At 71.7% G+C, this 24419-nt stretch carries 19 protein-coding genes; 12 read left to right on the forward strand and 7 right to left on the reverse strand.

What is annotated here, in order from left to right:
* Positions 1 to 28: 28 nt before the first annotated feature.
* From JOF43_RS05155 to JOF43_RS05170, 4 genes are all read left to right on the forward strand, one after another.
* Positions 29 to 232, forward strand: coding sequence for a ferredoxin (locus tag JOF43_RS05155; protein ID WP_245354019.1), 204 nt, complete (start codon positions 29 to 31; stop codon positions 230 to 232).
* Positions 229 to 1467, forward strand: coding sequence for an NAD(P)/FAD-dependent oxidoreductase (locus JOF43_RS22490; protein WP_209899983.1), 1239 nt, complete (start codon positions 229 to 231; stop codon positions 1465 to 1467). The genes JOF43_RS05155 and JOF43_RS22490 overlap by 4 nt, the downstream gene beginning before the upstream one ends.
* An 86-nt stretch (positions 1468 to 1553) precedes the next feature.
* On the forward strand, positions 1554 to 2870 hold the full coding sequence (locus JOF43_RS05165) for a M48 family metallopeptidase (RefSeq protein ID WP_209899986.1): 1317 nt from the start codon (positions 1554 to 1556) through the stop codon (positions 2868 to 2870).
* 88 nt (positions 2871 to 2958) lie between these two features.
* Positions 2959 to 4389 (forward strand): MFS transporter, encoded by a 1431-nt coding sequence (locus JOF43_RS05170; RefSeq protein WP_209899988.1) that lies wholly within the window; start codon positions 2959 to 2961, stop codon positions 4387 to 4389.
* Positions 4390 to 4421: 32 nt separating this feature from the next.
* Here the strand turns inward: JOF43_RS05170 and JOF43_RS05175 are convergent, their stop codons facing one another.
* Positions 4422 to 5984, reverse strand: coding sequence for an MDR family MFS transporter (locus JOF43_RS05175; RefSeq protein WP_209903103.1), 1563 nt, complete (start codon positions 5982 to 5984; stop codon positions 4422 to 4424).
* Between the two features lie 236 nt (positions 5985 to 6220).
* Between JOF43_RS05175 and JOF43_RS05180 the strand changes: the two genes are divergently transcribed.
* Both JOF43_RS05180 and JOF43_RS22920 read left to right on the forward strand, forming a co-directional pair.
* The gene (locus tag JOF43_RS05180; RefSeq protein ID WP_209899989.1) at positions 6221 to 6964 is read left to right on the forward strand and encodes a GolD/DthD family dehydrogenase; all 744 of its coding nucleotides are present in this window, start codon (positions 6221 to 6223) and stop codon (positions 6962 to 6964) included.
* Between the two features lie 310 nt (positions 6965 to 7274).
* On the forward strand, positions 7275 to 8015 hold the full coding sequence (locus JOF43_RS22920) for a transglycosylase family protein (RefSeq protein WP_209899991.1): 741 nt from the start codon (positions 7275 to 7277) through the stop codon (positions 8013 to 8015).
* Positions 8016 to 8185: 170 nt separating this feature from the next.
* On the opposite strand, the gene JOF43_RS22925 is transcribed toward JOF43_RS22920, so the two are convergent.
* Entirely contained in the window at positions 8186 to 8725 is a 540-nt protein-coding gene (locus JOF43_RS22925; protein WP_209899993.1) for a TetR/AcrR family transcriptional regulator, read from the reverse strand.
* A 148-nt stretch (positions 8726 to 8873) separates the two neighbouring features.
* Between JOF43_RS22925 and JOF43_RS05195 the strand changes: the two genes are divergently transcribed.
* Together JOF43_RS05195 and JOF43_RS05200 are read left to right on the forward strand one after the other, a co-directional pair.
* Positions 8874 to 10394: an MFS transporter gene (locus JOF43_RS05195; protein WP_209899995.1), complete on the forward strand. Its 1521-nt coding sequence runs from the start codon at positions 8874 to 8876 to the stop codon at positions 10392 to 10394.
* 141 nt (positions 10395 to 10535) lie between these two features.
* Positions 10536 to 11387, forward strand: a complete 852-nt coding sequence (locus tag JOF43_RS05200) for a PHP domain-containing protein (RefSeq protein WP_209899997.1) — start codon at positions 10536 to 10538, stop codon at positions 11385 to 11387.
* A gap of 51 nt (positions 11388 to 11438) precedes the next feature.
* On the opposite strand, the gene JOF43_RS05205 is transcribed toward JOF43_RS05200, so the two are convergent.
* Positions 11439 to 12824, reverse strand: coding sequence for an MATE family efflux transporter (locus JOF43_RS05205; protein ID WP_377784628.1), 1386 nt, complete (start codon positions 12822 to 12824; stop codon positions 11439 to 11441).
* A 425-nt stretch (positions 12825 to 13249) separates the two neighbouring features.
* Here JOF43_RS05205 and JOF43_RS05210 point away from each other — a divergent pair, with 425 nt between their 5' ends.
* The 4 genes from JOF43_RS05210 to JOF43_RS05225 all read left to right on the forward strand — a co-directional run bounded on the left by JOF43_RS05210 (position 13250) and on the right by JOF43_RS05225 (position 19571).
* Positions 13250 to 16615 carry an efflux RND transporter permease subunit gene (locus JOF43_RS05210; protein WP_209899999.1) on the forward strand — a complete coding sequence of 1122 codons (3366 nt, stop codon included), beginning with the start codon at positions 13250 to 13252 and terminating at the stop codon, positions 16613 to 16615.
* 68 nt (positions 16616 to 16683) lie between these two features.
* On the forward strand, positions 16684 to 18276 hold the full coding sequence (locus JOF43_RS05215) for a sensor histidine kinase (protein WP_209900001.1): 1593 nt from the start codon (positions 16684 to 16686) through the stop codon (positions 18274 to 18276).
* Complete coding sequence (locus tag JOF43_RS05220) at positions 18273 to 18971, forward strand: response regulator transcription factor (protein ID WP_209900003.1); 699 nt, start codon at positions 18273 to 18275, stop codon at positions 18969 to 18971. The genes JOF43_RS05215 and JOF43_RS05220 overlap by 4 nt, the downstream gene beginning before the upstream one ends.
* Positions 18972 to 19076: 105 nt before the next feature.
* Positions 19077 to 19571 carry a hypothetical protein gene (locus tag JOF43_RS05225; protein WP_209900005.1) on the forward strand — a complete coding sequence of 165 codons (495 nt, stop codon included), beginning with the start codon at positions 19077 to 19079 and terminating at the stop codon, positions 19569 to 19571.
* A gap of 58 nt (positions 19572 to 19629) precedes the next feature.
* Here the strand turns inward: JOF43_RS05225 and JOF43_RS05230 are convergent, their stop codons facing one another.
* The 4 genes from JOF43_RS05230 to JOF43_RS05245 all read right to left on the reverse strand — a co-directional run bounded on the left by JOF43_RS05230 (position 19630) and on the right by JOF43_RS05245 (position 24379).
* On the reverse strand, positions 19630 to 21366 hold the full coding sequence (locus tag JOF43_RS05230) for an ABC transporter ATP-binding protein (protein ID WP_209900007.1): 1737 nt from the start codon (positions 21364 to 21366) through the stop codon (positions 19630 to 19632).
* Entirely contained in the window at positions 21356 to 22528 is a 1173-nt protein-coding gene (locus tag JOF43_RS05235) for a DUF1611 domain-containing protein (RefSeq protein WP_209900008.1), read from the reverse strand. Before JOF43_RS05235 ends, JOF43_RS05230 begins: the two co-directional genes overlap by 11 nt.
* A gap of 143 nt (positions 22529 to 22671) precedes the next feature.
* On the reverse strand, positions 22672 to 23460 hold the full coding sequence (locus JOF43_RS05240; protein WP_209900010.1) for a ferritin-like domain-containing protein: 789 nt from the start codon (positions 23458 to 23460) through the stop codon (positions 22672 to 22674).
* Between the two features lies 1 nt (position 23461).
* A complete protein-coding gene (locus tag JOF43_RS05245) occupies positions 23462 to 24379 on the reverse strand; it encodes a hypothetical protein (RefSeq protein WP_342592089.1) in 918 nt (305 codons plus the stop codon).
* Between the last annotated feature and the right edge of the window lie 40 nt (positions 24380 to 24419).

Genomic DNA, 24419 nt, shown 5'->3' on the forward strand with positions numbered 1-24419 from the left:
GGCAGCGGAGAAGTGTGCAGCAGAGGAGATGTCGTTGAAGGTCGAGGTTGACGAGGACAAGTGCATCGCCGCAGGGCAGTGTGTATTCGCCGCGCCGGAGGTGTTCGATCAGCGGGACGAGGACGGTGTCGTCGTGGTCCTCGAGGAGCACCCGAGCGCCGACCATGAGCAGTCGGCACGGTCCGCCGCCGCCCTGTGCCCGGCAGCCGCCATCGAACTGCGCGAGCAGTGACGGCGGGGACCACGCCCGCGCGCATCGCGATCGTCGGGACGGGACCGGCAGGGATCGCCGCGGCCGACGCCCTCCGCGCCGCCGGGCACGACGGGGAGATCGTGATCGTCGGCGAGGAGGCCCATGCGCCCTACGACCGGCCGCCGCTGTCGAAGCAGGTCCTCGCCGGCACCTGGCCGCTGGAGAAGGCGCGGCTGCGCACCCGGGACGAGCTCGCCGCCGCCGGGACCGACCTGCAGCTGTCCACGCGAGCGGTCTCCCTGGACGTCGAGGCGCACCGGCTCGAGCTCGACTCCGGGCGCAGCCTGCCCTATGACGCCCTGCTCATCGCGAGCGGGGTCCGCGCCCGCACGCTGCCCGCGGCGCAGGGGCTGACCGGGGTGCACCTGCTGCGCGGGCTCGACGACGCCCTTGCGCTGCGCACCGCCCTGGCCGGCGCGCAGCGGGTCGCCGTCGTCGGCTCCGGCTTCCTCGGCGCCGAGGTGGCGGCGGTGTGCCGGACCCACGGCAGGGACGTCACCCTCATCGGGTCGCGCGCTCTGCCGATGCAGGAACAGGTCGGGGACCGGATCGGCGCGATGATCGCCGAAATGCATCACGACCACGGCGTGCACCTCGAGCTCGGCGTCCCCGCCGTCTCGTGCACCGAGGCCGACCGCCACGTCACCGGGGTGACGCTCGCCGACGGCCGGACGATCCCGGCGGATCTGGTCGTCGTGGCGGTGGGCTCGGAGCCGGCCGTGGACTGGCTGCGGGGCAGTGCGGTGCCGCTGACCGCGGCCGATGAGGACGGCGCCGGGGGCGTGCGCTGCGATGCCACCGGGCGCGCCGCGGACGACGTCTGGGCGATCGGGGACGTCGCCGCCTGGTGGGAGCCGGGCCTGCGCCGGCATCTTCGCGTGGAGCATCGCCTGACCGCCAACGAGCACGCTCTGCGGAGCGCACAGGACATCCTCGGTCTCCCGGTCGAGCACACCCCCGCGGTCCCGTACTTCTGGTCCGACCAGTTCGACCTCAAGCTCCAGAGCTTCGGCCTGCCCGCCCGGCAGCACCGCTTCGAGGTGGTTGACGGAGCCGTCGAGGACCGACGGTTCGTGGCTGTGTGCGCGGACGACGCGGACCGGATCGTCGGCGTCGTCGGCGCCGGGATGTTCAAGGCCCTGCGTCGCTGGCGGCAGGCGCTCGCCGAAGGGCGGACCATGGAGGAGGCGGCCGCCCCGGCCCTCGCTCCCTGAGACCGTCGCGCTCGATAGTGCTCAGGGTTCGGAACTAGCGTCGTCCCCGTGACCCACCGTGGGCCGACGGACGGAAGGACCCCCTCATGACGACGCCACCCCCAGGGACCCCGCAGCACCCAGGCGCCGAGCACGACCGGTACGGCGCCTCACCAGGCGATCCTGCCCGGCCGGGAGACCCGACGCTGTTCAACGGCTCCACCGTCCACGGGTTCACCGGGAAGCGGGGGATCCGGCATCCGTGGGAGATGCGCCTGCTGATCACCGGTGTGGTGCTCACGATCCTCGGCTACCTCGCCTGGACCGCTCTGATCATCGGCACCGTGTACCTCTACGTCGCCGAGGGACGGCAGACCGTCGACACCCTGTGGCAGTACGTGGGTGTCCTGCCGATCTTCGTGCAGCTCGCGGTCCTGCTGCCGCTCGCTCCGATCATCTACTGGTGGATCCGCGCCACGATGTACGCGCAGCTGCGCACCAGTGCGGTGCGGATGAGCCCCACCCAGTTCCCCGAGGGCTACCGGATCGTGGTCGAGGCCGCTCAGCAGTACGGGATGCGCCGCGTGCCCGATGCGTACGTGCAGCTGGGCAACGGCACCATCAACGCCTTCGCCGCCGGTCACGGGTTCCGCCGCTTCGTGGTGGTCTACTCCGACCTGTTCGAGATCGGCGGGGAGGTGCGTGACCCCCAGGCACTGCGCTTCGTGATCGGCCACGAGGTGGGTCACCTCGCCGCCGGCCACGTCGCCTACTTCCGCCTCGTGTTCTCCACGGTGATCAACATGATCCCGATCCTGGGCCCAGCGCTCTCCCGCTCCCAGGAATACACGGCGGACAACTTCGGCCACTCCTTCGCGCCGGCCGGTTCGCCCGGCATGATGGGGGTGCTCTCCGGAGGCAAGTACCTGGGCGCCGAGGTCAACGTGCACGAGCTGGCGGATCGTGCCGCCACCGACCCGAGCCTCTTCGTGCACTGGGTGAACCTGATGTCCTCGCATCCGGTGACCACGTGGCGGGCGCACGCGCTGCGTGACCGCTCCAAGCCCGGGGCGCTGTGGATCCGTCCCTCCGGCGCCGTGTTCCGGTCCCCGCTGCCCCCGGGCCACGTGTGGTCCTCGCAGTTCCCGACCCCCGGCGATGCCCGCGCGTTGCTGGAGGCGGCGGACCGCAGTCGCCCCGCCGGCACCAGCAAGCAGTTCGGCCGCTTCCCGGGGGCGGACTACTCCGGGCGTCCGGCCACCCGCGCCGTCCAGCTGGCAGTTCCCCAGCTCTCCGGCCGCACCACGTACGAGATCCCGTCGGGACCGTACCGGGACGACGCCCGTGGTCTGCTCACGGACCCGAGGATGAATCCCTTCGGGCGGCAGGGCCAGGAGCCGCCGCGAGAAGGCCCCGCATCCTGACCCGCTGACCTCCGCGAGGTCCGTGCCCCGGTGTCCCACCGGTCACCCGGGAGCCGACAGAAGGGCACCGAGTGCATATCCTGACCGTGTGATCCCCGACCCCAGCGCGCCGCCTCCTGCGGTGCGTCGCAAGCCCTTGCTCGCCGTTCTCCTCGCGCCCCTGTTCATGGCCCTGATCGCCGTGAGCGTCATCAACGTCGCGCTGACCGCGATCGGGGAGAGCCTGGATGCTGACTCCGGCGGGCTGCAGTGGGTGATCTCCGGGTACGCGCTGGCCTTCGGCATGCTGCTGGTCCCCGCGGGGCGTGCGGGCGACGCCACCGGGCGCCGTCGCATGTTCGTCCTCGGCGTCGGCGTGTTCACCCTGGGCTCGCTGCTCAGCGGTCTCGCCCCCTCGGTGGAGATGCTCAACCTCGCCCGCATCCTGCAGGGCCTCGGCTCCGGTCTGCTGAACCCCCAGACCGTCGCCCTGATCCAGCAGCACTTCCGCGGTCACGACCGTGCCCGCGCCTTCGCCCTGTTGGCCACGACGGTCGCCGTCGCGACCGCGATCGGCCCCGTCTTCGGCGGGGCGCTGATCGAGATCCTCGGGCCGGACCAGGGCTGGCGCTGGATGTTCCTGATGAACATCCCGATCGGTGTGATCGCCATCCTCGGCGCGTTCAAGTTCATCCCGGACGACAAGGCCCGCGGCCGGGCCAGACCCGACCTCGACCCGATCGGCACGATCCTGCTGTGCCTCGCGATCCTCGGCATCATGCTCCCCTTCCTCGAGCGCGGCACCACCGCGCTGGTGTGGCTGTCCTTCCCCGCCGGCCTCGCCGTGCTGGGCCTGTGGTGGATGTGGGAGCAGCACTACAAGCGGTCCGGCCGGCCCCCGATGGTGGACACCGCGATCTTCGCCAACAAGGCGTTCCGCAACGGCATCCTCATCGTCTCGGTGTACTTCCTGGGCGCCACCAGCGTGTGGATCATCGTGCCGCTGTACCTGCAGATGCACCTGCAGCACTCGGCCTTCGAGGCCTCCCTGATGGGCTTGCCCTCGGCGACCGCGGCGGCGATCTCCTCGCAGATCGCCGGACGCTATGTGCTCACGCTGGGCCGGCGCATGGTGATCATCGGCTTCGCCGTGGCCTTCTGCGGCCTGGGCAGCACCGCGGTGCTGGCCGGCTTCGTGGAGAACGGCGCGGTCGCGTTCTGGTGGCTGGCCGCGCCGCTGACGCTGATGGGTCTCAGCCAGGGCATGACCATCTCCCCGAACCAGACCCTCACCCTGAACTCCGTCGATCCCCGCTTCGGCGGCGTCGCCGGCGGCATCCTGCAGCTCGGCCAGCGCACCGGTGCGGCTGTCGGCACGGCGATGATCCCCGGTATCATCTTCTCCCTCACCGAAGGCGGGCACGCCTGGTTCGAGGCGTTCGTCATCGCCGTGGCGATCATCATGGCGCTGACCCTCGCGGCGATGGCCGTGAGCTTCGCGGACCGTGCCCGCGAGAGGGCGAATCCGGGGGTGCTGTAGCCCCGGAGAGGGGAGAGGGCCCCGACCAGGCCTCAGGCCGTGAGGTCGGCGTCCTCGGTCTCGTCGGGCCTGGTCACCGGGGCATCCCCGGCGTCGGCCGGGTTGCGGCGGAGGAACAGCGCGATCACCACGGTCACCACGCCGAGCGCGGCCGAGATCGTGAACGCCACCGAGGTGCCGTCGGCGATGCCCTCGAGCTCGCTGCCGCCGCCGGCCGTGGTCAGGCCGGACACGCGCGACATGATCGAGACCAGCAGCGCGGCGCCGGCGGCACCGGCCACCTGCTGCACGGTGCCGACGATCGCCGAGCCGTGCGGGTACAGCCGCTTGGGCAGCGAACCCATCGCGGTGGTCATCAGCGGCGTGAACACGAAGGCGAGGCCCAGGGACATGACCACGTGGCCGGCGACGATCAGCCACGCCTGGTCCGGCACCCGGGACATGATCCCGATGCCGATCACCACGGCGGACAGGCCCGGCACCAGCAGCGGGCGCGGCCCGACCCGGTCGAACAGACGGCCGACCAGCGGGGCGAGCAGGCCCATGGCGAGACCACCCGGCAGCATCATCAGGCCCACGGAGAGGGTGGACAGCTCCAGCACGCGCTGGAGGAAGATCGGCAGCAGCACGACGACGCCGAACATCGCCCCCATCATCACCACCATCAGCGCCACCGCGACCGTGAAGTTCCGGGTGGAGAAGGTGCGCAGGTCGAGCAGGGGACGGTCGGCCTTCTGCAGCGTCAGCTGACGCCGCACGAACAGCGCCAGCGAAACCACGCCGATCACCAGGCACACGATCGCGGCGGTGGGTGCGGAGCCGGAAGCTGCGTCGGCCGCGCCGGAGCCGCCGTGGCCACCGCCGCCGGAGATGCCGGTCAGGCCGTACACCAGCGTGCCGAAGCCGACGCCGGAGAGCACCACGGACAGCGGATCGGCGGGCTGGGCGGTCCCTTCGTCGACGTTCTCGATGCGGCGCAGCCCGAAGAGCAGCGCGATCACCGCGATCGGCAGCACCAGCAGGAACAGGGCGCGCCACGGAGCGAAGGACAGGATCAGCCCGGAGATCGTCGGCCCCAGTGCCGGGGCGACCGAGATGACGATGGAGATGTTGCCCATCACCAGACCGTGCCGCGAGGGCGGGACCAGGTTCATGACCGTGGTCATCAGCAGCGGCATCATGATCGCCGTGCCGGAGGCCTGCACGACGCGCCCCAGCAGCAGCGGCAGGAAGGTGGGGGAGACGGCGCAGATCAGCGTGCCGACGGTGAACGTCGTCATCGCGATCGTGAACACCTGACGGGTGGAGAACCGTCCCATCAGATAGCCCGTGGTCGGGATGACCACGGCCATCGTGAGCATGAACCCGGTGGTCAGCCACTGCGCGGTGGTCTCGGACAGATCCAGGTCGTCCATGATCGGCGGCAGCGCGACCGACAGGATCGTCTCGTTGAGGATCACCACGAACGCGCTGACCAGCAGCAGGATGATGACGCTGCGATCGCGCGGGGCGACGGCACCGGCAGCATGGGCCGGTGCGTGGGCGCCCTGCGCGTAGGCGGCAGCGTGCGGGGCGGTCTCGGACGGGGTACCGATGTGCTCGGAGTCGGGGGTGTTGTGGTGCACCGGAGAAGAGTAAACATCGGGGGTGACAGGTGGCCAGAGTTTTCCCGGCCGCCTCACCCGCCGTTCACCGAGGGCGCAGAGCCTCCGTCCGGCCACCGGCGCGAGGCCACGACTGGAGAGACTGGGCACCCAGGCAACCACTTCGCCCTCGGCCCCACCCCTCCGGATGCAGGCCGGGTCGCGAGCACGAGACAGGAGAGCTCTCCATGAGCACGGATTTCACGGGTCAGACCGCCGTCATCACCGGTGCGGCCGCCGGGATCGGCCACGCCATCGCCACCCACCTCGCCGAGCGGGGCGCCCGTATCGCCGGGGTCGACATCGCCCCGACCCTCGAGGAGGCGCTCGTCGGCCTGCCCGGCGAGGGGCACCTGGCCGTGCGCGCGAACATCGCCGACGCCGCCGAGGCCTCCGCCGCGGTCTCCCGCGTCGTCGCCGAGCTCGGCACGCCGAGGATCCTCGTCAGCTCCGCCGGCATCGGCCGCTTCGCCCCCGGGGAGGACGTCCCCGAAGGAGACTGGAACGCGACGCTCGCCGTGAACCTCTCCGGGAGCTTCTTCATGGCCCAGGCCGTCGGCAGGGTCATGCTGGAGGCGGGCTACGGGCGGATCGTCAACATCGCCTCCCAGGCGGCGGAGATCGGTCTCCCGGAGCATGCGGCCTACTCCGCCGGCAAGGCCGGGGTGCTCGGCTTCACGCGCGTGCTCGCCGTCGAGTGGGCGAGCCGCGGTGTCACGATCAACGCCGTCTCCCCGACCATCGTCGACACCGCGCTGGCCCGGGAGATCTGGGTGGGGGAGAAGGGGGAGAAGGCCCGCCGCGAGATCCCTGCCGGCCGCTTCGCCTCCCCGGACGAGGTCGCCTCTCTCGTCGCCTTCCTCGCGAGCGAGGAGTCCGCGATGATCACCGGCGAGAACGTCCGGGTCGACGGCGGGCGTTCGGTGATATGAGCGGCCCGGCCCGCGGACCCCGCGACCGCCGGGCCCACCCACGCGTCGGGCGGACGGCGAATACGCTTTGTACGCAGTAATTCCGTGGATGTCATTCACATTCCGAGGGAATTCGGTAAAAGGTTGACAAAATTCAGGGCCGGATGTGGTCTCCTCGCCTCCTCCTGGGGGTGGCTGCGGGGCACAGTGAGTCCTGCCCAGAGCGGAAGCGCAGGTCACGACCTGTAACGGGAGCGTCACCGTCGCACGCGTCGGATGAGGTCCCGTCGTGGCTTCCGCATTGTGACCATTCCTTCCCCAGGAGCCAGAGATGTCCGCACTCCGCACTCCCACTCATCGCGCCGACGGCTCGGCCGTCTACTTCCGGTCGGTCGACGTCGCACCGAAGGTGGCCGCGGCCACCGGCGGGGCGGTCGTCGCTGCCGGACTGAGCGTCGCCGGAGCCGGCGTCGCCGGCGCCGACTCCGTCTGGGATCGCGTCGCCCAGTGCGAGTCCGGCGGCAACTGGTCCATCAACACCGGCAACGGCTACTACGGCGGGCTCCAGTTCTCCTCCGGCACCTGGGGCGCCTTCGGCGGCGGCGAGTTCGCCTCGAACGCGCACCAGGCCACCAAGGCCGAGCAGATCGCGGTCGCCCAGCGCACCCTGGAGCAGCAGGGGCCCGGCGCCTGGCCCAACTGCGGCCCGAGCGCCGGCCTGACCAAGGCCAACGGCGGCGCCGATGCCGACGCCCGGCCCGGTGGTGGCAGCGGCGGCGGCAGCTCGAACTCCGGCGAGAGCTCCGGCGACCTGGTGGTCGACGGCAAGTTCGGTCCGAAGACCACCGCGGCCCTCGAGTCCTGGGTCGGAGTGACCCCGAACGGCTCGCTGTCCACGAACGACATCAAGGCCCTGCAGAAGAAGATCGGGGCCGAGCCCGACGGCAAGATCGGCTCCGAGACCACCGCCAAGCTGCGCGAGGCCATCGGTCACAGCAGCAACGGCGTGTGGGACTTCCGCACCTCGTACAGCACGGTCAAGGCGCTGCAGCAGTACCTCAACGCCCACTGATCCTGCGGCGTCCCACCGGTCGCCTCCGCCTCCTCCTCACCGACGCGTCGGCCCCTGACGGGGTCGGCGCGTCGTGCACGTCTTCTGGCTCATGGTCACCCGTCCTCAGGAGCCCGAGCGCTCCGTGCGGATTGGGCGGTCGTGACGTGGGGCGGGCGTCGGGGCGTCCCTCAGCCCCGTGCCGCCGCCAGCAGGCGGTCGACGATCGGCAGCAGCCCCGCCGCGGTGACCGCCCCCTCGCGCGCTGCCCCGGGGTCGCCGCTGAGTGCGGCGTCGAAGTAGAGACCGTCCCCGATCAGCAGGATGGCCTGCGCGGTCGCCTCCTCGGCGACCTCGTCGCGGATCAGCTCCAGCCATTGCCTGCGGGCTCGTTCCATCGCCTCCCGCGCCCCACGATGGGACTCCTGGGCGAGCTGGGCGACCGCCACCAGCGTGCGGTCCAGGTCGCAGTCGGTCCACACCGAGGTGCGGATGTAGTAGCGCGACGGGCCGTCTTCGGCGGCGCTCATGGCCGCGGCGTCCTCGGCGATCAGCTCGTCGAGCCGCTCGATCAGCCCCTCGGCCAGGGCCTCCTTCGAGGCGAAGTGGTACAGGAGTCCACCCTTGGAGACGCCGGCTCGCGCGGCGACGGCGCTGAGCGTCGTGGCGCGCTGGCCGTCCGCGAGGAGGATCGCGCGGTAGGCGTCGAGCAGAGCATCGCGTGCGGACATGAGACCGACCTTACTGGGGCGGGGCCGCCCCACTGCTTGAAGTGTACCGTCTGGACGGTTTAGTTTGGTCCTGTCGGTTCGAGAGGCATCTCGTCACCTCCCGCTCCGGCCCCGATCCCCTGATGTCGATCCACACCTGGAGGTGCCCGTGCTCCCCGCTCCTGCGACCACTGCGACCAGCCCCTCCGGCACCCGCTCCCGCTGGTGGGCACTGGCCGTGCTGACGCTCCCGGTGCTGCTCATCGCGATCGACAACACGGTGCTCTCCTTCGCGCTGCCGGCGATCTCCGAGGCCCTCTCGCCCAGCGGGCAGCAGCTGCTGTGGATCGTCGACATCTACTCGCTGGTCCTGGCCGGTCTGCTGGTGCCCATGGGCTCGCTGGGCGACCGCCTGGGCCGCCGCCGACTGCTGCTGATCGGCGCCACGGGCTTCGCCGTCGTCTCCGCGCTGGCCGCGTTCTCCCCCGATGCCGCCACGCTGATCGCGGCCCGCGCCCTGATGGGCTTCTTCGGGGCGATGCTCATGCCGGCCACGCTCTCGCTGATCCGGAACATCTTCACCGATCCCGCGCAGCGCCGCACCGCCATCGCGATCTGGGCGGCAGCCTTCTCCGGTGGCGCCGCATTGGGCCCGATCGTCGGCGGATTCCTGCTCGAGCACTTCGCCTGGGGTTCGGTGTTCCTGCTCGCCGTCCCGGTGATGCTGCCGCTGCTGATCCTCGGCCCCGTGCTGATCCCCGAATCGAAGGACCCGGAGCCGGGCCCGGTCGACCCGATCAGCGTGGTGCTGGTGCTGGCCACGATGGCGCCGCTGGTCTACGCGATCAAGACCCTCACGGACAGCGGCCTCGGCCCTGTCGCCGTGCTCAGTGCCCTGGTCGCCGCGGTCTCGGGAATCGCCTTCGTGCGTCGGCAGCTCGCCAGAGCGCAGCCGATGCTCGACGTCACCCTGTTCGCCCGACCCGTGTTCACCGGCGCCGTGCTCGCGAACCTGCTCAGCGTGTTCTCGCTGGTCGGTTTCCTGTACTTCGTCTCCCAGCACCTGCAGCTGGTCAGCGGCCGCTCACCGATGCAGGCCGGGCTGGTGCTGGTGCCCGGCCTCGTGGTCACGATCATCGCGGGCCTGTTGGTGGTGCGCCTGGTCCGCTACGTCTCGGCGGCCACCCTCGTCACCGCAGGGCTGCTGCTGAACGCCCTCGCCTTCACCCTGGTGGCGATCACCGGCACCTGGGGCTCCGACCTCCTGCTGCTGATCGCCTTCGCCCTGCTCGGGGCCGGGTTGGGGGCGGCCGAGACCCTCAGCAACGACCTCATCCTCGCGGCCGTGCCCGCGAGGAAGGCCGGTGCGGCCTCCGCCATCTCCGAGACCGCCTACGAGACCGGCGCCGTGCTCGGCACCGCCGTGCTGGGCAGCCTGCTGAACGTCGCCTACAGCCGTCATGTCCTGCTGCCGGCAGGGCTCACGGACGCCCAGCGCGCCTCCGCCTCCGAGACCCTCGGCGGTGCCACCGCCGTCGCGCGGGACCTCCCGCCCGCGGGCGCCGAGCAGCTGCTGGGGTCGGCCCGTCATGCCTTCGACTCCGGCGTGCTGCTGACCAGCGGCATCGGAGCGCTCCTGATGGTGATCGCCGCGGTCATCGCACACCGCACCCTGCGCCGAGGGGTCTGAGGGCGGAGCTGTCGATCTCGGTGAACGCCATGGTGGTGTTCACGACTGACGGCGACATCGAGATCGAGTACCAGTGATCCGCTGACCTGCCGGTGCCGAGCTCCGGCGGGATACCTGCAGGCGCTGTGGGACGCTGGCTCCATGAACCTCCCTGCCGACAGCCATGTGCACAGCGAGTTCTCCTGGGACACGGGCGGCCCCACCTCCGCCGCCCGCGGCACCATGGAGGCGACCTGCGCCCGCGCCGTCCGCATCGGTCTGCCGGCGCTGTTCTTCACCGAGCACCTCGATCTCGAGGACGCCTGGTTCAGCGACGCCGAGGACTTCGAGGACCACGAGGCGCATGTGCTGGGTGAGGACGGCATCGTCGACGTGCCGCGCTTCGACGTCGACGGATATCTCGAGAGCATCGAGCGCTGCCGCGCCGCCTTCCCCGCGCTGCGGATCGGCACCGGACTCGAGTTCGGCCAGCCCCACCTGCGGTTCGAAGCCGCCGCGGGGCAGTTCGACCTGAGCCGCTTCGACCGCATCAACGGCTCCCTGCACACGCTCGAGTTCGAGGGGACGCGGGCCGAGCCGCCCACCCTGTTCCGCCGCCTGGCGCCCGAGGAGGTGATCCGCCGGTACCTCGCCGAGATCCCGGCCCTGGTGGCGGGCGATGAGCCCTTCGAGGTCGTCACCCACCTCGACTACGCGGCGCGGTACTGGCCGGAGGAGGAAATCGGCCCCTTCGACCCCCGCGCCTTCGAGCGGGAGTTCCGCACCGCGATGCAGGCGATCGCCGAGAGCGGGAGGGCGCTGGAGATGAACACCCGCCGCCTGTGGCCCTGGATGCCGCAGTGGTGGGCCGAGGCGGGCGGCCGGGCGATCAGCTTCGGCAGCGACTCGCACGCCCCGAACACCCTTGCCCACGGGTTCCCCGAGGCGGTGGCGATGGTCGAGGCCTACGGCTTCCGCCCCGGTCGCCGGCCCGAGGACCTCTGGCGGCGCTGAGGGGCGCGGCCGGCCCGGAGGCGGCCGCAGCGGTCGGGACGGGACTGTCGCTCAGGTCCCCAGCCGCATCCACGCATCCCCGCGCACGCGCACCCCGAGCGAGACCGCGCGGGCGATGAGGAAGATCAGGGTGCACGCCACCCACAGTGCGGCCAGCGCCCACGGCCCCGCCCAGCCGGAGTAGTACACGAGCACCGCGAACGGCAGCGTCACCAGGGCGTTGATGATCCCGACCTTCGCCAGGTACGGGGCGTCGCCCGCCCCCATCAGCACCCCGTCGAGCACGAACACGTATCCGGCCACGGGCTGGGCGATCATCAGCACCCACAGCGCGGCCCGCAGGTTCTCCTGCACGGCGACGTCAGGGGTGAACAGGCCCGGGATCACGTAGCTCGCCGCGAGCAGCAGCACCCCGGTGACCACGCCGCCGCCCACGCCCCACACCATCAGCCGACGGGTCACGGCGCGCACGGACGCGGCATCGTCCGCCCCCAGGAAGCGGCCGGTCAGGGCCTGCCCGGCGATCGCCAGCGCATCGAGTGCGAGGGAGAGGAGGGTGAACACGGTCAGGGCGATCTGGTGCGCGGCCAGCTGCACGGCACCGAGCTGGGTGGCCACGAGCGTCCCGGCCAGCAGCACCACCCGCAGGGACACGGTGCGCACGAACATCGGCACCGACTCGCGGCCCGCGGAGGCCACCTGGCCCGGATGGGGCCGCAGGGGCACCTGGTGGCGGCGGGCGGCGCGCACCACGATCGCCAGCAGCACGATCGCCATGCCCCACTGGGCGATGCTCGTGCCCAAGGCGCTGCCGGCGATGCCGAGGTCGAGCCCGAAGATGAGCACCCAGTTCAGCGGGATGTTCACCACGGCCCCCGAGACGGCGACGACCAGGGGCAGCCGAGCGTCCTGCAGGCCGCGGATCAACCCGGTCGCGGACTGCACCGCGAGCATCGCGGGCACCCCGAGGGCGCTGAGGTGCAGATAGGTGGTGGCCTCGGCGAGCACCTCGGGGGAGGGGCCGAACAGGGACAGGATCGCGTCGCCGCCGAGCAGCAGGACCACCACGGCGCCGATGCCGATCATCAACGCGAGCCAGCAGGCGTCGACCCCGCGCGCGATCGCCTCCCGGCGTCGGCCGGCCCCGAAGGCGCGGGCGACCGACGCCGTGGTCGAGTACGCCAGGAAGACCGACAGCCCGATCACGGTGGTCAGGATCGCGGAGGCCAGGCCGAGGCCGGCCAGGGAGACGGTGCCGACCCGGGCGATGAAGGCCGAGTCCGCCATGAGGAACAGCGGCTCGGCGATCAGGGCGCCGAGGCTGGGGACCGCCAGGCGCAGGATGTCCCGGTCCACGGTGCGACGGGCCCGCCGGGCGGAGCCGGGCGTGGGGGCATCGGGCGAGTCGGGGGAGGCGGGCGAGGCGGGGTCGGGCACAGCTCCATTGTCGAGCACGCCCCGGCGTCGGGCACGCCCCGGCGTCGAGCGCGCCCCCGGCCTCGGGCAGGCGGGGCCCGGTTCTGTCGGTCTCTGTGTCGGGTACTGGCGCTATGGCATGTGCACTGGCGATATGGCCACTGCGCACGCTATGGCGCCAGTTCTCGACGCCGAAGCCCGGCGACGACAGGGGAGGGTCCAGCTGTCGGGCACGCCCCGGCGTCGGGCACGCCCCCGGGCACTCCGGGCGTCTCACCCCGGCCCCCGGGCACTCCGGGCGTCTCGCCCCGGGGCGAATCTCCTACGGAGGTCGAATGTCTCGATACAGGTCCGTATGGAACAGTTCCTCCCGAGGGTTCGGAGCACTGCCCTCCGGACGCGGGATCCACCGTGTCGGTCCCTCGCCAGCACCCCTCAGGAGCAGGATGAACCGCCTCGCCCGACTCAGCCTGAACAACAGGTCCTTCATCGCGCTGGTCTGCATCGCGGTGTCGATCATCGGTGCCTTCGCGATGACGACCATGCGCCAGGAGCTCATCCCCTCGGTGTCGCTGCCGCAGATCCAGGTGGTGACCTCCTCGCCGGGCTCCTCCTCCGAGCAGGTGCAGGACCGGTTGACCCGGCCGATCGAGCAGTCCCTCAGCGGGCTGGAGAACGTCGAGGCCACCTCCTCGACCTCGGAGGCCGGGGTCTCGATGGTCACCGTCGAGCTGACCTACGGCACCGACACCGCGCGCTCGGCCAATCAGGTCGATGCGGCGCTGACCGGCATCGAGGACCAGCTGCCCGAGGACGCGGACCCGCAGGTGATCTCCGGCGGGACCAGCGACCTGCCGGCCGTCGTGCTGTCCGTCTCCTCCGATCTGGATCCCTCCGACCTCGGTGCGCGCCTGGACGAGTCCGTCACCTCCGAGCTCGAGCGGGTCGAGGGGGTCTCCTCCGTCGCTCTGATCGGCGCCCCGGAGGAGATCGTCCAGATCACCCCGGACGAGCAGGCGATGGCCGAGAACGGCCTGACCGAGAACGACATCTCCACCGCGCTGGACGCCAACGGCCTGTCCCTGCCGGGCGGCTCCGTCACCGACGAGGACCGCACCCTCGACGTGGTCCTCGGACAGAGCATCGACAGCATCGAGAGCCTCGAGGGCATCATGCTGATGCCCGAGGGTGGCGGCGAGGGTCAGCAGGGCCAGCAGCCGCAGCCGGTCGCCCTCTCCGAGGTCGCCACCGTCGAGCGCACCACCCAGGACCTCACCTCGATCTCCCGCACCGACGGCCGCGATTCGCTGGTCATGATGGTCACGGCCACCGCCGACGGCAATGTCGTGGACATCTCCGAGGGCGTCGAGGAGGTCCTCGCGGACACCCTGCCGGGCGTGGGCGGGAACGCCGAGAGCGCCGTCGTCTTCGACCAGGCGCCGTTCATCCAGGAGTCGATCGTCGCTCTCGCCGAGGAGGGCCTGCTGGGCCTGGTCTTCGCCGTCGGCGTGATCCTGCTGTTCCTGCGTCGCGTGCGGCCGACGGTCGTCACCGCGATCTCGATCCCCACCTCGCTGCTGATCGCCTTCATCGGCATGCTGGTCACCGGGTACACGCTGAACATGCTGACCCTGGCGGCGCTGACGATCTCCATCGGCCGCGTGGTCGACGACTCCATCGTCGTCATCGAGAACATCATGCGCCACCTCAGCTACGGCAAGGCCAGGATGCGCGCCATCCTCGACGCCGTCGGGGAGGTCGCCGGCGCCATCACCGCCTCGACGCTCGCCACCGTGGTGGTGTTCCTGCCGATCGCGATCGTCTCCGGCATGGCGGGGGAGCTGTTCCGGCCCTTCGCCCTGACCGTGGGCATCGCGATGCTCAGCTCCCTGCTGGTGGCGCTGACCATCGTCCCCGTGCTCGCGTACTGGTTCCTGCGCGCCCCCAAGGCGCAGCGGGACGTGGATCCCGACGACGCCCAGCAGGTGGCCGTGATCCGCGAGGAGGCCGAGGCGAAGGAGGAGCGCAGCTGGCTGCACCGGATCTACGCGCCCCTGCTGCACCTGGTCACCGATTCACTGCCACGTCGCCTGATCACGGTGGCAGCCTCGATCCTCGTGCTGGTGGGCACCGCCTTCCTGTACCCGCTGGTGAACGTCAACTTCCTGGGGGACACCGGGCAGAACATCGCCTCCCTCACCCAGTCCCTGCCCGCCGGCACCAGCCTCGAGCAGTCCACCGACAAGGCCGAGGAGAGCGAGCAGGCGCTGATGGACGTCGACGGCGTCGACATCGTGCAGACCACGATCGGCGGCAGCCAGTTCGGCATGGGCGGCGGCGGCGCCGAGAACGAGATCAGCTTCTCGATCACCACCGACCCCGACGCGGATCAGGAGGCCCTGCAGGACGAGATGGTCGAGGCCCTCGAGGCGCTGCCGGAGTCCGGCATGATCGAAGCGGCCGACATCGCCTCGCCCACCGGCTCCAGCTCCGTGGACATCCTCGTCACCGGCCCCACCGCCGACTCCCGCCAGGAGGCGAACGACGCGATCCTCGCCGAGCTCGACCCGATCCCGGACGGCGCCACCGAGGTCACCAGTGACCTGGCGGCCGAGGAGCCCACCGCCGTCGTCACCGTGGACCGTGAGGCCGCCGCGCAGCTCGGGCTGACCGAGGAGACCGTGATCGGCATGGTCGCGCAGCAGATGTATCCCGGCGCGATCGGCTCGGTCACGCTCGAGGACACCGAGCTGGACATCTACGTCGAGCGCGGCGAGAGCATCGAGACCTTCGACCAGCTCACGGACATCCAGCTGGCCGGCGGCGTCCCGCTGACCGACGTCGCCTCGATCGACGAGGTCGCCTCCCGCCCGTCGATCTCCACCCAGGACGGGCTGGAGACCGTGACCGTCTCGATCACCCCCGAGGGCGACGACATCTCGCCCGTGACCGAGGCCGCGAACGCCGCGGTCGAGTCCGCGGACCTGCCCGAGGGTGTCGAGGCGACCGTCGGGGGCACCGCCGCGGACATCGACGAGACCTTCGGCCAGCTCGGCCTGGCCATGCTGGCAGCGATCCTGCTGGTGTACGTGCTGCTGGTGTGGATCTTCAAGTCCCTGATCCAGCCGCTGATCCTGCTGGTCTCGATCCCCTTCGCCGCCACCGGTGCGCTGGGGCTGCTGATCCTCACCGGGGTGCCGCTGGGTCTGCCCTCGATGATCGGCCTGCTGATGCTGGTGGGCATCGTGGTCACCAATGCGATCGTGCTGATCGACCTGGTCAACCAGTATCGACGGCGCGGGATGGGGCTCGACGAGGCGATCCACGCCGGCGCGGCCAAACGTCTGCGCCCGATCCTGATGACCGCCGCCGCGACGATCTTCGCGTTGATCCCGATGGCGCTGGGCCTCACCGGCAGCGGCGGGTTCATCGCCCAGCCGCTCGCGGTCGTCGTCATCGGCGGTCTGGTCTCCTCGACCCTGTTGACCCTGCTCATCGTGCCGGTGCTCTACCGCATCGCCGAGGGGCCGGGAGAGCGGCGCCGACTGCGGGCCGAGGCCCGCGAGGCCGAGCGGCGCGACCTTCGTGAGCAGGCGCTCGCCGAGCAGCGCGCCGCCCACCGGTCCGCGCAGGAGGAGACCAGGAGCGCCGAGGCGCAGAGCGCGCAGGGAACGCAGAGCGCACAGGGCACGCAGAGCCCGTCGGCCCGCGGTCCGGTGGCCGGCGAGCGTCAGCACCAGGGATCGCCCCGTTCGCTCAAGGAGCGCGGCGGGCTCGTCGGCATCATCCGGCGCGGTCTGGGTCGCCACTGACCTGATGGCGCCGGGTCCCGGCCGGACCTGGATCGGGTTTACGGCCTCTGGCCGCTTACGATGCCCTCATGGGAGCACGGAAGAGCAGGCGGGAGGGCGAGCGCGCCGCCGGGCGCAGCTGGACGGTCCGCACGCAGGTGCTGACGACCATGCTCGCCTTCATGGTGGTGGGCCTGGCCGTCACCGGTGTCCTCACCTATGCGGCGCAGTTCCGGTCGCTCGACGAGCGGGTGCACTCCGAGCTGCTGCAGGAGTACAGCGAGCTCAGGCTGATCGCCGAGTCGACGACGGACGACGGCAGCTTCACCCACTCCACGGTCGACGAGGTGCTCAAGACCGCGACCGACTCCGCCGCCCCGTCGGACAACGAATCCGTGATCGCGCTGCTCGACGGGCGGCCGGCGCACAAGCCGCGCACCCAGGACTTCGAGCTGATCCCGGACGACTCGGCGCAGTCCCAGCGCGTCCTGCAGCAGATCCTGGCGGTGCACGAGCCGGGGCGCACGGTGACCACCACCCTGTCCCTCGGAGACCGGGAGCTGCGGGTGCTCGTCGCGTCGGTGCAGGTCACCGGTGATGATGCCGAGGGTGTGTATGTCGTCGCCAATGACATCGGCGTGCAGAAGCAGGACCTGTGGCAGTCCGTCCTCACCTTCGCCGGCCTCTCCGTCATCACCCTGCTGGTCGCCGGCTGGGTCGGCTACGTGGTCACGGGGCGGCTGCTGAAACCGCTGGGAGCACTGCGCTCGGCCACCGAGCAGATCACCGTCGACGACCTCGAGCACCGCATCCCCGTGCCCTCGGGCAACGACGACATCGCCGCACTGGCCACCAACTTCAACCGGATGCTGGAGCGGATCCAGGTGGGCTTCGCCGAGCAGCGGCGCTTCATGAGCGATGTCGGCCACGAGCTGCGCACCCCGCTGACGATCGTGCGCGGGACCCTGGAGATGACCGACGTCGGGGATCCCGCCGATGTGCGCGAGGCCCACGAGATCGCGACCGACGAGCTGGACCGGATGGGCCGCGTCGTCGGCGACCTCTCCGAGCTGGCCGCCTCGGCGCGCCCCGACTACGTGCGGCCCAAACCGCTTCGGATGCAGTCCTTCGCCCGCTCCACCTTCGCCCGGATCGAGCGCATCGCCGAGCGCGAGTGGGAGCTGGCGCGGACGGCCGACGTCGTCGCCGACGCCGATGAGCAGAGGCTGACCCAGGCGGTGGTGCAGCTGGCCGCCAATGCCGTGCGCTACAGCGACGAGGGAAGCCGGATCCGCTTCGCGGTGGACCAGGTGCTCGGCCCCGACGGCCCCGAGATCCATCTCGGCGTGCAGGACGAGGGCGACGGCATCGCCGAGGACGACCAGCGCCGCATCTTCGAACGCTTCACCCGCGTCGACGGCGCCCGCGGTTCCGGATCCGGCCTCGGGCTGCCGATCGTGCGGGCGATCGCCGCGGGGCACGGCGGGGTGGTGCGGCTGCTGTCGACGCCCGGGCGCGGCTCCACCTTCACCCTCGTGTTCCCCCAGTTCGCGGGGAGCACGAACGACGGCGCCGACGAAGCCGGTGAGGGCGAGGACGACGAGCCCGACGACGCAGGCGGGGCCGAGAACCGACGGGGCCCCGCCGACGCCCCGCGCACGAGGACGAGGAGAAGTTCATGAGGATCCTGATCGCCGAGGACGAGGCGCGCATCGCCCGGTTCGTGGAGCGGGGGCTGAAGGCCAACGGCTTCGCCTCCACCGTGGTCGAGAACGGCATCAGCGCTCTCGACCTCGCCTCCAGCGGCGACTTCGACCTGCTCATCCTCGACGTGGGTCTGCCGCGCATGGACGGCTTCCAGGTCCTCAAGGCGCTGCGCGAGATGGACGTGGACATCCCGATCCTCATGGTCACCGCACGCACCGGTGTCGACGACACCGTGCAGGGCCTCGAGGGCGGGGCCAACGACTACATCGCCAAGCCTTTCCGCTTCGAGGAGCTGCTGGCCCGGGTGAAGCTGCGCGCCCGGGAGACGACCGCCGGGTCGGGCTCCGTGAGCAGCGACGTCCTCGAGCTCGGCGACCTCCGGCTCGATCTGCGCACCCGGATCGCGACCTTCGCGCCCGAGGAGGTCGAGTCCCCGGAGCGCTCGGTGGAGCTGTCCTCCCGGGAGTTCACCATGGCGCGGGTCTTCCTCGAGAACCCGAACCAGGTGCTCACCCGCGACCTGCTGCTGTCGAAGGTGTGGGGGTACGACTACGACGGTGCCTCGAACGTCGTGGACGTGTACGTGGGGTACCTGCGTGGCAAGCTCGGCGCGAAGCGCCTGGTGACCGTTCGCGGCGCCGGCTACAAGGCGGTCGACCCGACGGCCTGACCGCGACCCGTCGCGCTCATGATCCGCCCTGGTCAGAGGTGACCATGAGAGGTCTCTCATGACGGACTCACGGGGGTCTCATCGCTGCCGGTGAGGATGCCGGACATGAAGACTCTGCGCACCGCCGGGATCCTGCTCGCCGTCGCCCTGTCCGCCACGGGTCTCGCCCTGCTGCCTTCGCTCGAGGAGACGCCGGGGAAGCAGCCGGGGATCGTGGTGGGCGAGGAGGACCGCGCCTCGGATGCCGGCGGGGAGTCCTCCGCGCTGCCCGGGGACGTGCCCGAGCCGTCCGGTGCCGCGAGTGGACCGGTCGATCTGCCGCGGTCCGACGTCACCGAGCAGCCGGCCGACGACGGTGCGGGTGCCGTGGAGTACGAGACCTCGAAGGCGCCCGAGCCGACGGCCACGGCGGGGCCCTCCTCCGGAGGGGGCAGCTCGGCTGCGAAGAAGCCCGCCGCCCCGGAGAAGCCCGCGGCCCCACAGAAGCCCGCCGCGCCGGAGGCCCCCTCGAGCACCTGTGAATGGGACGACGGCGACTGGGACTGCGACGACGATGACGACGGAGACGACGACAGCAACGAGGACGACGAGGACGACTGAGCGTCAGCTCGCCCGTCACCCCTCGCCGGTCGCCCCGCCGCGCGTCATCCCTCGCCCGTCATTCGTCCCCGCCGCCCTCGTCGGCATCGTGCCGGCCCCCGATCGTCACGGGACGGTCGTGCCCGGGAACGCCCAGCCGCGCCAGTCGGTGCTCGCGGGCCCCGAGGCGGGCGGCGAGGGCGTCGGAGCTGATCATCACCACCACCCCGCGGTAGTCGGACAGCACGCGCTCGAGCATCGCGCGGCCCGCATCGTCGAGGTCGCCCTCGAGACCGTCCAGGAGCAGCAGGGGAGGGGCCCCGTAGAGCGCGCGGGCCAGGGCCAGGCGCGCCCGGTCCGAGCGGTCCAGCCCGTCGCCGACGCGGCGCAGGGTGGTCCGTGCGCCCCGGGGGAGGCTCGAGAGGTCCAGCCCGACGAGATCGAGGATCTCCTGATCATCGGCGGCGTCCAGGTCCGGTCGCCGGTAGTGCAGGGCCCGGGCGACGGTGCCGCGCTCGAAGACGGTGCCCGCGGCGGCGTACCCGACCAGGACCCGACCGCGGGAGGCCGAGACCGCGCGCAGGTTCTCCCCGGCCACCCACACCGAGTCCGGCTGCCCGGTCCCGGGGCCGGGGGAGAGCTCGAGCAGGCGACGGACGAACTCGCGCGGCGCGGCCGGGTCCTCCGAGACCAGACGCACCAGCTCCCGCGGCCGGCCCTGCAGCGGTCCGTCACCGCCGTCCGGCCCCGGCAGGTCGAGGTGCACGAGGGCCTCGCCCTCGGTCCCGGCGCCAGGGGCGGGGACGGCGGCGGCCGCCTCGCGACGCGACCTCGCGCGGGCACGACGGTCCTCGGCGCCCGCGAGCGCGGGCCCCAGCACCATGCGCGCCGAGGAGTACGTCTGCCGGTACTCGACGATCCGGCCGATCTCCAGCACGGGGGTCGCGGCGATCCCGGCGACCGCCATCGCGGCCATCGTGACCCCTGGCGCGAGCCCCAGGTAGGTGCCGGCCGCGGCGACCAGCAGGGTGGTCAGCGTCGAGGCGACGATGCCACCGGCCCGGATGGTGCCGACGGTCTCGGCCCGGTCCACTGCGATCTCGACGAGGCTGTCGGAGTCCCGGCGGATGTTCCGCAGCTCGCGCGTGGTCCCGCCCGAGGCGAGGATGCCGTCCGAGGCGGTGACGGTGTCGGCGATGCGCGAGGCGAGCTTCCCGCGCGTGCGACGCATGCGGCGGGTCTTGATCAGGGCCGCGCGCGCCCAGAACGCCAGGCAGAGGGCGAGGACCACGAGCGGGGCGACCATCACCACGGCCAGGTACGGGTGGAGCACGGCGAGGGTGATGAGGCTGCCGCCGATCAGCGGAACGGCGACCACCAGCGGGGCGATGCCCTGCGAGACCCAGTTGCGCACCCCGGAGAGGTCGTTCGTGGTGCGGGCGACGGTCACGCCGAGGGAGGTGGCGTGCCCCGGCGTCAGTGCGTCGCCCAGCAGGGTCAGCCGCAGCTGGTGGACGTAGTCCTGTCCGAGCTTCTCGGCCACCACCCGTTCGTGGACCTTCAGCGCACCGACGGCGAGCGCGGTCAGCACCAGCAGCACCAGTGCACGCAGCAGCAGGGCGGAGTGCCCCGTCGGGGCATCCTGCAGCATCACCAGCGCCCAGGCGGACAGCGCGGCCAGTGCGGCCTGGCCCAGGCCCAGGGCGACCAGGATGCCGATCCAGCGCCTCCTCGCGCCCCGCAGCAGCGGGGGCAGCGGCGGCGCGTTCTTCAGCAGGCCGTTGGCCAGCTGCACCGGTTCACGCTCACGCGGCATCGGCGGTGCGCTCCGTGATCAGCCCGGCGAGCAGCTTCCCGGCCACCGTGGCGGTGCCCAGGTCGAAGGTCGGCACGACCGGCACCTCGAGGGCGCGGCGCGCCTCGTCGGTGGCCAGCGGGGAGCTGGTGACGACCCCGGAGACGAACGCCGGGGTGCGACCGAGTGCACCGAGGGCCCCGACCCCGCCGACGGCGCCCAGGGCGTCACCCGCGGCGAAGGCGACGGCGTCGACGACCGCCCCGAACTCGTCGTCGGCCAGCAGGCGGGCGGTCTCGCCCTGGTAGACCCCGTCGGCGATCTCCAGCAGCACCACGTCGGGCTCCTCGCCGCCGCCGGCGAGCTCGTCGGCCATGGACAGGAACAGGTCGCGGACCTCCTCGTAGTCGACCTGGAACGTCGAGGAGTAGCCGAAGTCCGTGAAGTCCAGGACGCGGTGCGCGCCGGCGTCGAGGAACAGGTTGTAGTCGTTGCCGGCGCCGGTGCCGGTGACCTTCGCGGCGGCGACCCGCAGCCCGGCGGCGGCCAGCCCGTGCGCCAGCTGGGCCAGCACGGTGGACTTACCCGAGTTCATGGAGGTCCCGAGCACGGCGATGACGGGCACGCGGTGGGCGGGACGGTCCGCCCGGTCGGCGACGTCGCGGACCACGTGGTGCGCGGCGGCGCGGGCCAGCGTGACGGGGCCGTGCGCGTCGCGCAGCACCCCGATCGGCTCGATCCCGGTGGGGGAGCCGACCGCCGCGTGCTGCTCGAGAACGCGGGAGGCGAGCCCGCCGGCGGCGGCGAGGTGGGCCGGGCCGAGGTCGCCGGGGACCGTGGCCAGGAACTGGTCGGCGGCGTAGCGGTGGCCGTAGGCCACCACGATCTCGTCGCCGGGGAACAGGACCTGCCGGCGGGAGACCGGGCTCTCGAGCCGCTTGTGGTGCCCGACCGAGGTGACCCGGGCCAGCACCACCTCGCCGGACTGCGGGACGTGGTCCTCAGTGATCAGGTCGATCTGTTCGGCGCGGCGCAGGAAGGCACCGACGTCGCGGGTGGAGAAGGCGTGCTTGGCGCGCTCGAGCCGGGTGCGGAGGTCTTCGGGGACGGCGGCAGGGGTCGTGGCCGGAGTCGCGGCGGGGACGGTCGCGGTATCGGTGGCGGTCTCGTTCAGGATCGTCATCGGGGGCTCCTCGTGTCGTCTCGGGGCGGACGGTCCCGAAGCGGACCGTGCCTGACTCGACGCAGTGAACCGGTCAGGGATGAGTCCGTGATGAGCCGACGATGAGAGGGATCACAGAGAGCGGAGCGCTGGGGGAGAGGACCTCAGGCGGCGATGCCGAGACGCGAGAAGGCGTTGCGGAAGATGGTCAGTCCCTCGAGGCCCGGGAGCTTCTGGATCCGCGTGTCGAGCTTGTCGAGCTCCTCGGACTTGCCGGCGAACAGGTGGCCCATCACGTGGCGCACCTCGGACTCCTCCATCATGCCGCTGCCCACCGGCTTCCAGACCCGGCTCATCACCAGGCGCACGATCCTCTGCGCGGTCTCGGAGGCCGCCAGCCGCTCGCGGCCCTGGGTGGTGTAGAAGGCGACGTGCCGGGTCTCCTGCTGGGCGATGCGCTTCAGCAGCGGGGAGAGCACGGGATGGTCCGTCAGGGCCGAGAGCCGACGGTAGGCGGCCACCGCGGAGAGCTCGTTGGCCGCACCCCACACCATGTGCACGGCCACGAAGTCGGTGCCGGCGAGATTGGTGAGCACGGACTGCTTCAGCGGGCCCAGCGCACCGGTCCAGCCGAGCTTGACCCGCTTGGCCTTGATCTCGTCGTAGTCGACGACGATGTCGTGCGCGGCCAGCACCTTCGCGAGGGCCTCGCCGTGCCAGAACTCCTCGCGGTTCCACATGGTCATGAAGCCTCCGGCGACCTCCTCGCGGTGGGAGGGGGTGACCAGCAGGTCCCGCAGGAAGCAGGAGGTGTGGTACTCGACGTCGCACATGTAGCGCAGCGAACGCAGGGTCTGCGCGTCGAGCGGCTGCGCGTCGAAGAGGTCGAAATCGAGGTCCTCGTACTTCACGGGGACGGAGGTCTCGGCGAACTGGTCGAGATCGAAGGCCATGTCACGCTCCGGTGCGGGGAAGGGCGGCGAGAACGGGATCCGGGAGAGCAGGGCCCGGCAGCAGCCGGGTGATCTCGTACCGGGCACGGCGCAGTGCGGCGCGGTCGCGGGCCTCCGCGCCGAGCACCGTGAGGGCGGCGGGCAGGTCGGCATCGGGCGTGCCGCCGCCGTCCAGCGGGGATCCGAGGGCGAGCACCACCCGCGCGGTGACGGCCTCGCCCCGGGACCGTCCGATGCGGGCGATCGCCTCGGCGGTGAAGAAGTCCGCTGCGGCCTGATGCCGCCTGAGCACCAGGTCCACCACCCGCCGCGCCTCTCCGTCGAGACGGCGCGAGAGGGCGTGCAGCGCGGCCTGCAGGGAGGCCTCCTGGATCGCCATGCGCGCCATGTGGCCGGCGGCGACCGACTCTCCGGCGACGGCGGTCCACAACGGGGACAGCAGGGGCTGGACCCGGTCCACGTGGACCCGGCGCAGCGAGCGCAGCGGGTGCAGACGATGCTGGATCCGTGGGCGCTCGACGGGGTGGTCGCCGGTGAGCAGATCGCGCAGCGCCCGCGACTGCCAGTGCCGGTCCACCAGCCAGGTCGCCAGGAACGCGGTGATCCGTGCTTCGTTCCCGGTGGCAGTGGCGAGCATCGCCCGGGATTCCGACAGCGCCGAGGACTCCAGTCGCTGCAGCACGCCGAGCGCGGTGCGCAGATCCGCCGGCAGCGGCGTCTCGGCGGCGAGCAGAGCGGTGTCGACGGGGAGCCGCCCGCTGCCGCGACGGGTGAAGGCGGCGACATCGAAGTCCGTGACCAGCACCGGGGTGATGGTCCGATCGAAATGCACGTGCCCGGCGAAAGCGTCGGTCGCCGGGGCCGTCTCGTGCGGGAGGTGGACGTGCTGCGCCGTGCTCACTGCTGAACCGATGATCACGCTCCACCTCTCCTCCGCCGTGACCAGGGCGGTTGCGATA

The sequence above is a fragment of the Brachybacterium sacelli genome (assembly GCF_017876545.1).
Classification (GTDB): Bacteria; Actinomycetota; Actinomycetes; order Actinomycetales; family Dermabacteraceae; genus Brachybacterium; species Brachybacterium sacelli.

What these genes read in the sequence shown, in the direction of transcription:
- JOF43_RS05235 (WP_209900008.1), bottom strand. Translation starts at nt 22,528, where the DNA reads ATGACGATCCTGAACGAGACCGCCACCGATACCGCGACCGTCCCCGCC.
- JOF43_RS22920 (WP_209899991.1), top strand. Translation starts at nt 7,275, where the DNA reads ATGTCCGCACTCCGCACTCCCACTCATCGCGCCGACGGCTCGGCCGTC.
- JOF43_RS05230 (WP_209900007.1), bottom strand. Translation starts at nt 21,366, where the DNA reads ATGCCGCGTGAGCGTGAACCGGTGCAGCTGGCCAACGGCCTGCTGAAG.
- JOF43_RS05180 (WP_209899989.1), top strand. Translation starts at nt 6,221, where the DNA reads ATGAGCACGGATTTCACGGGTCAGACCGCCGTCATCACCGGTGCGGCC.
- JOF43_RS05225 (WP_209900005.1), top strand. Translation starts at nt 19,077, where the DNA reads ATGAAGACTCTGCGCACCGCCGGGATCCTGCTCGCCGTCGCCCTGTCC.
- JOF43_RS05155 (WP_245354019.1), top strand. Translation starts at nt 29, where the DNA reads ATGTCGTTGAAGGTCGAGGTTGACGAGGACAAGTGCATCGCCGCAGGG.
- JOF43_RS05220 (WP_209900003.1), top strand. Translation starts at nt 18,273, where the DNA reads ATGAGGATCCTGATCGCCGAGGACGAGGCGCGCATCGCCCGGTTCGTG.
- JOF43_RS05165 (WP_209899986.1), top strand. Translation starts at nt 1,554, where the DNA reads ATGACGACGCCACCCCCAGGGACCCCGCAGCACCCAGGCGCCGAGCAC.
- JOF43_RS05200 (WP_209899997.1), top strand. Translation starts at nt 10,536, where the DNA reads ATGAACCTCCCTGCCGACAGCCATGTGCACAGCGAGTTCTCCTGGGAC.
- JOF43_RS05210 (WP_209899999.1), top strand. Translation starts at nt 13,250, where the DNA reads ATGAACCGCCTCGCCCGACTCAGCCTGAACAACAGGTCCTTCATCGCG.
- JOF43_RS05240 (WP_209900010.1), bottom strand. Translation starts at nt 23,460, where the DNA reads ATGGCCTTCGATCTCGACCAGTTCGCCGAGACCTCCGTCCCCGTGAAG.
- JOF43_RS22925 (WP_209899993.1), bottom strand. Translation starts at nt 8,725, where the DNA reads ATGTCCGCACGCGATGCTCTGCTCGACGCCTACCGCGCGATCCTCCTC.
- JOF43_RS05215 (WP_209900001.1), top strand. Translation starts at nt 16,684, where the DNA reads ATGGGAGCACGGAAGAGCAGGCGGGAGGGCGAGCGCGCCGCCGGGCGC.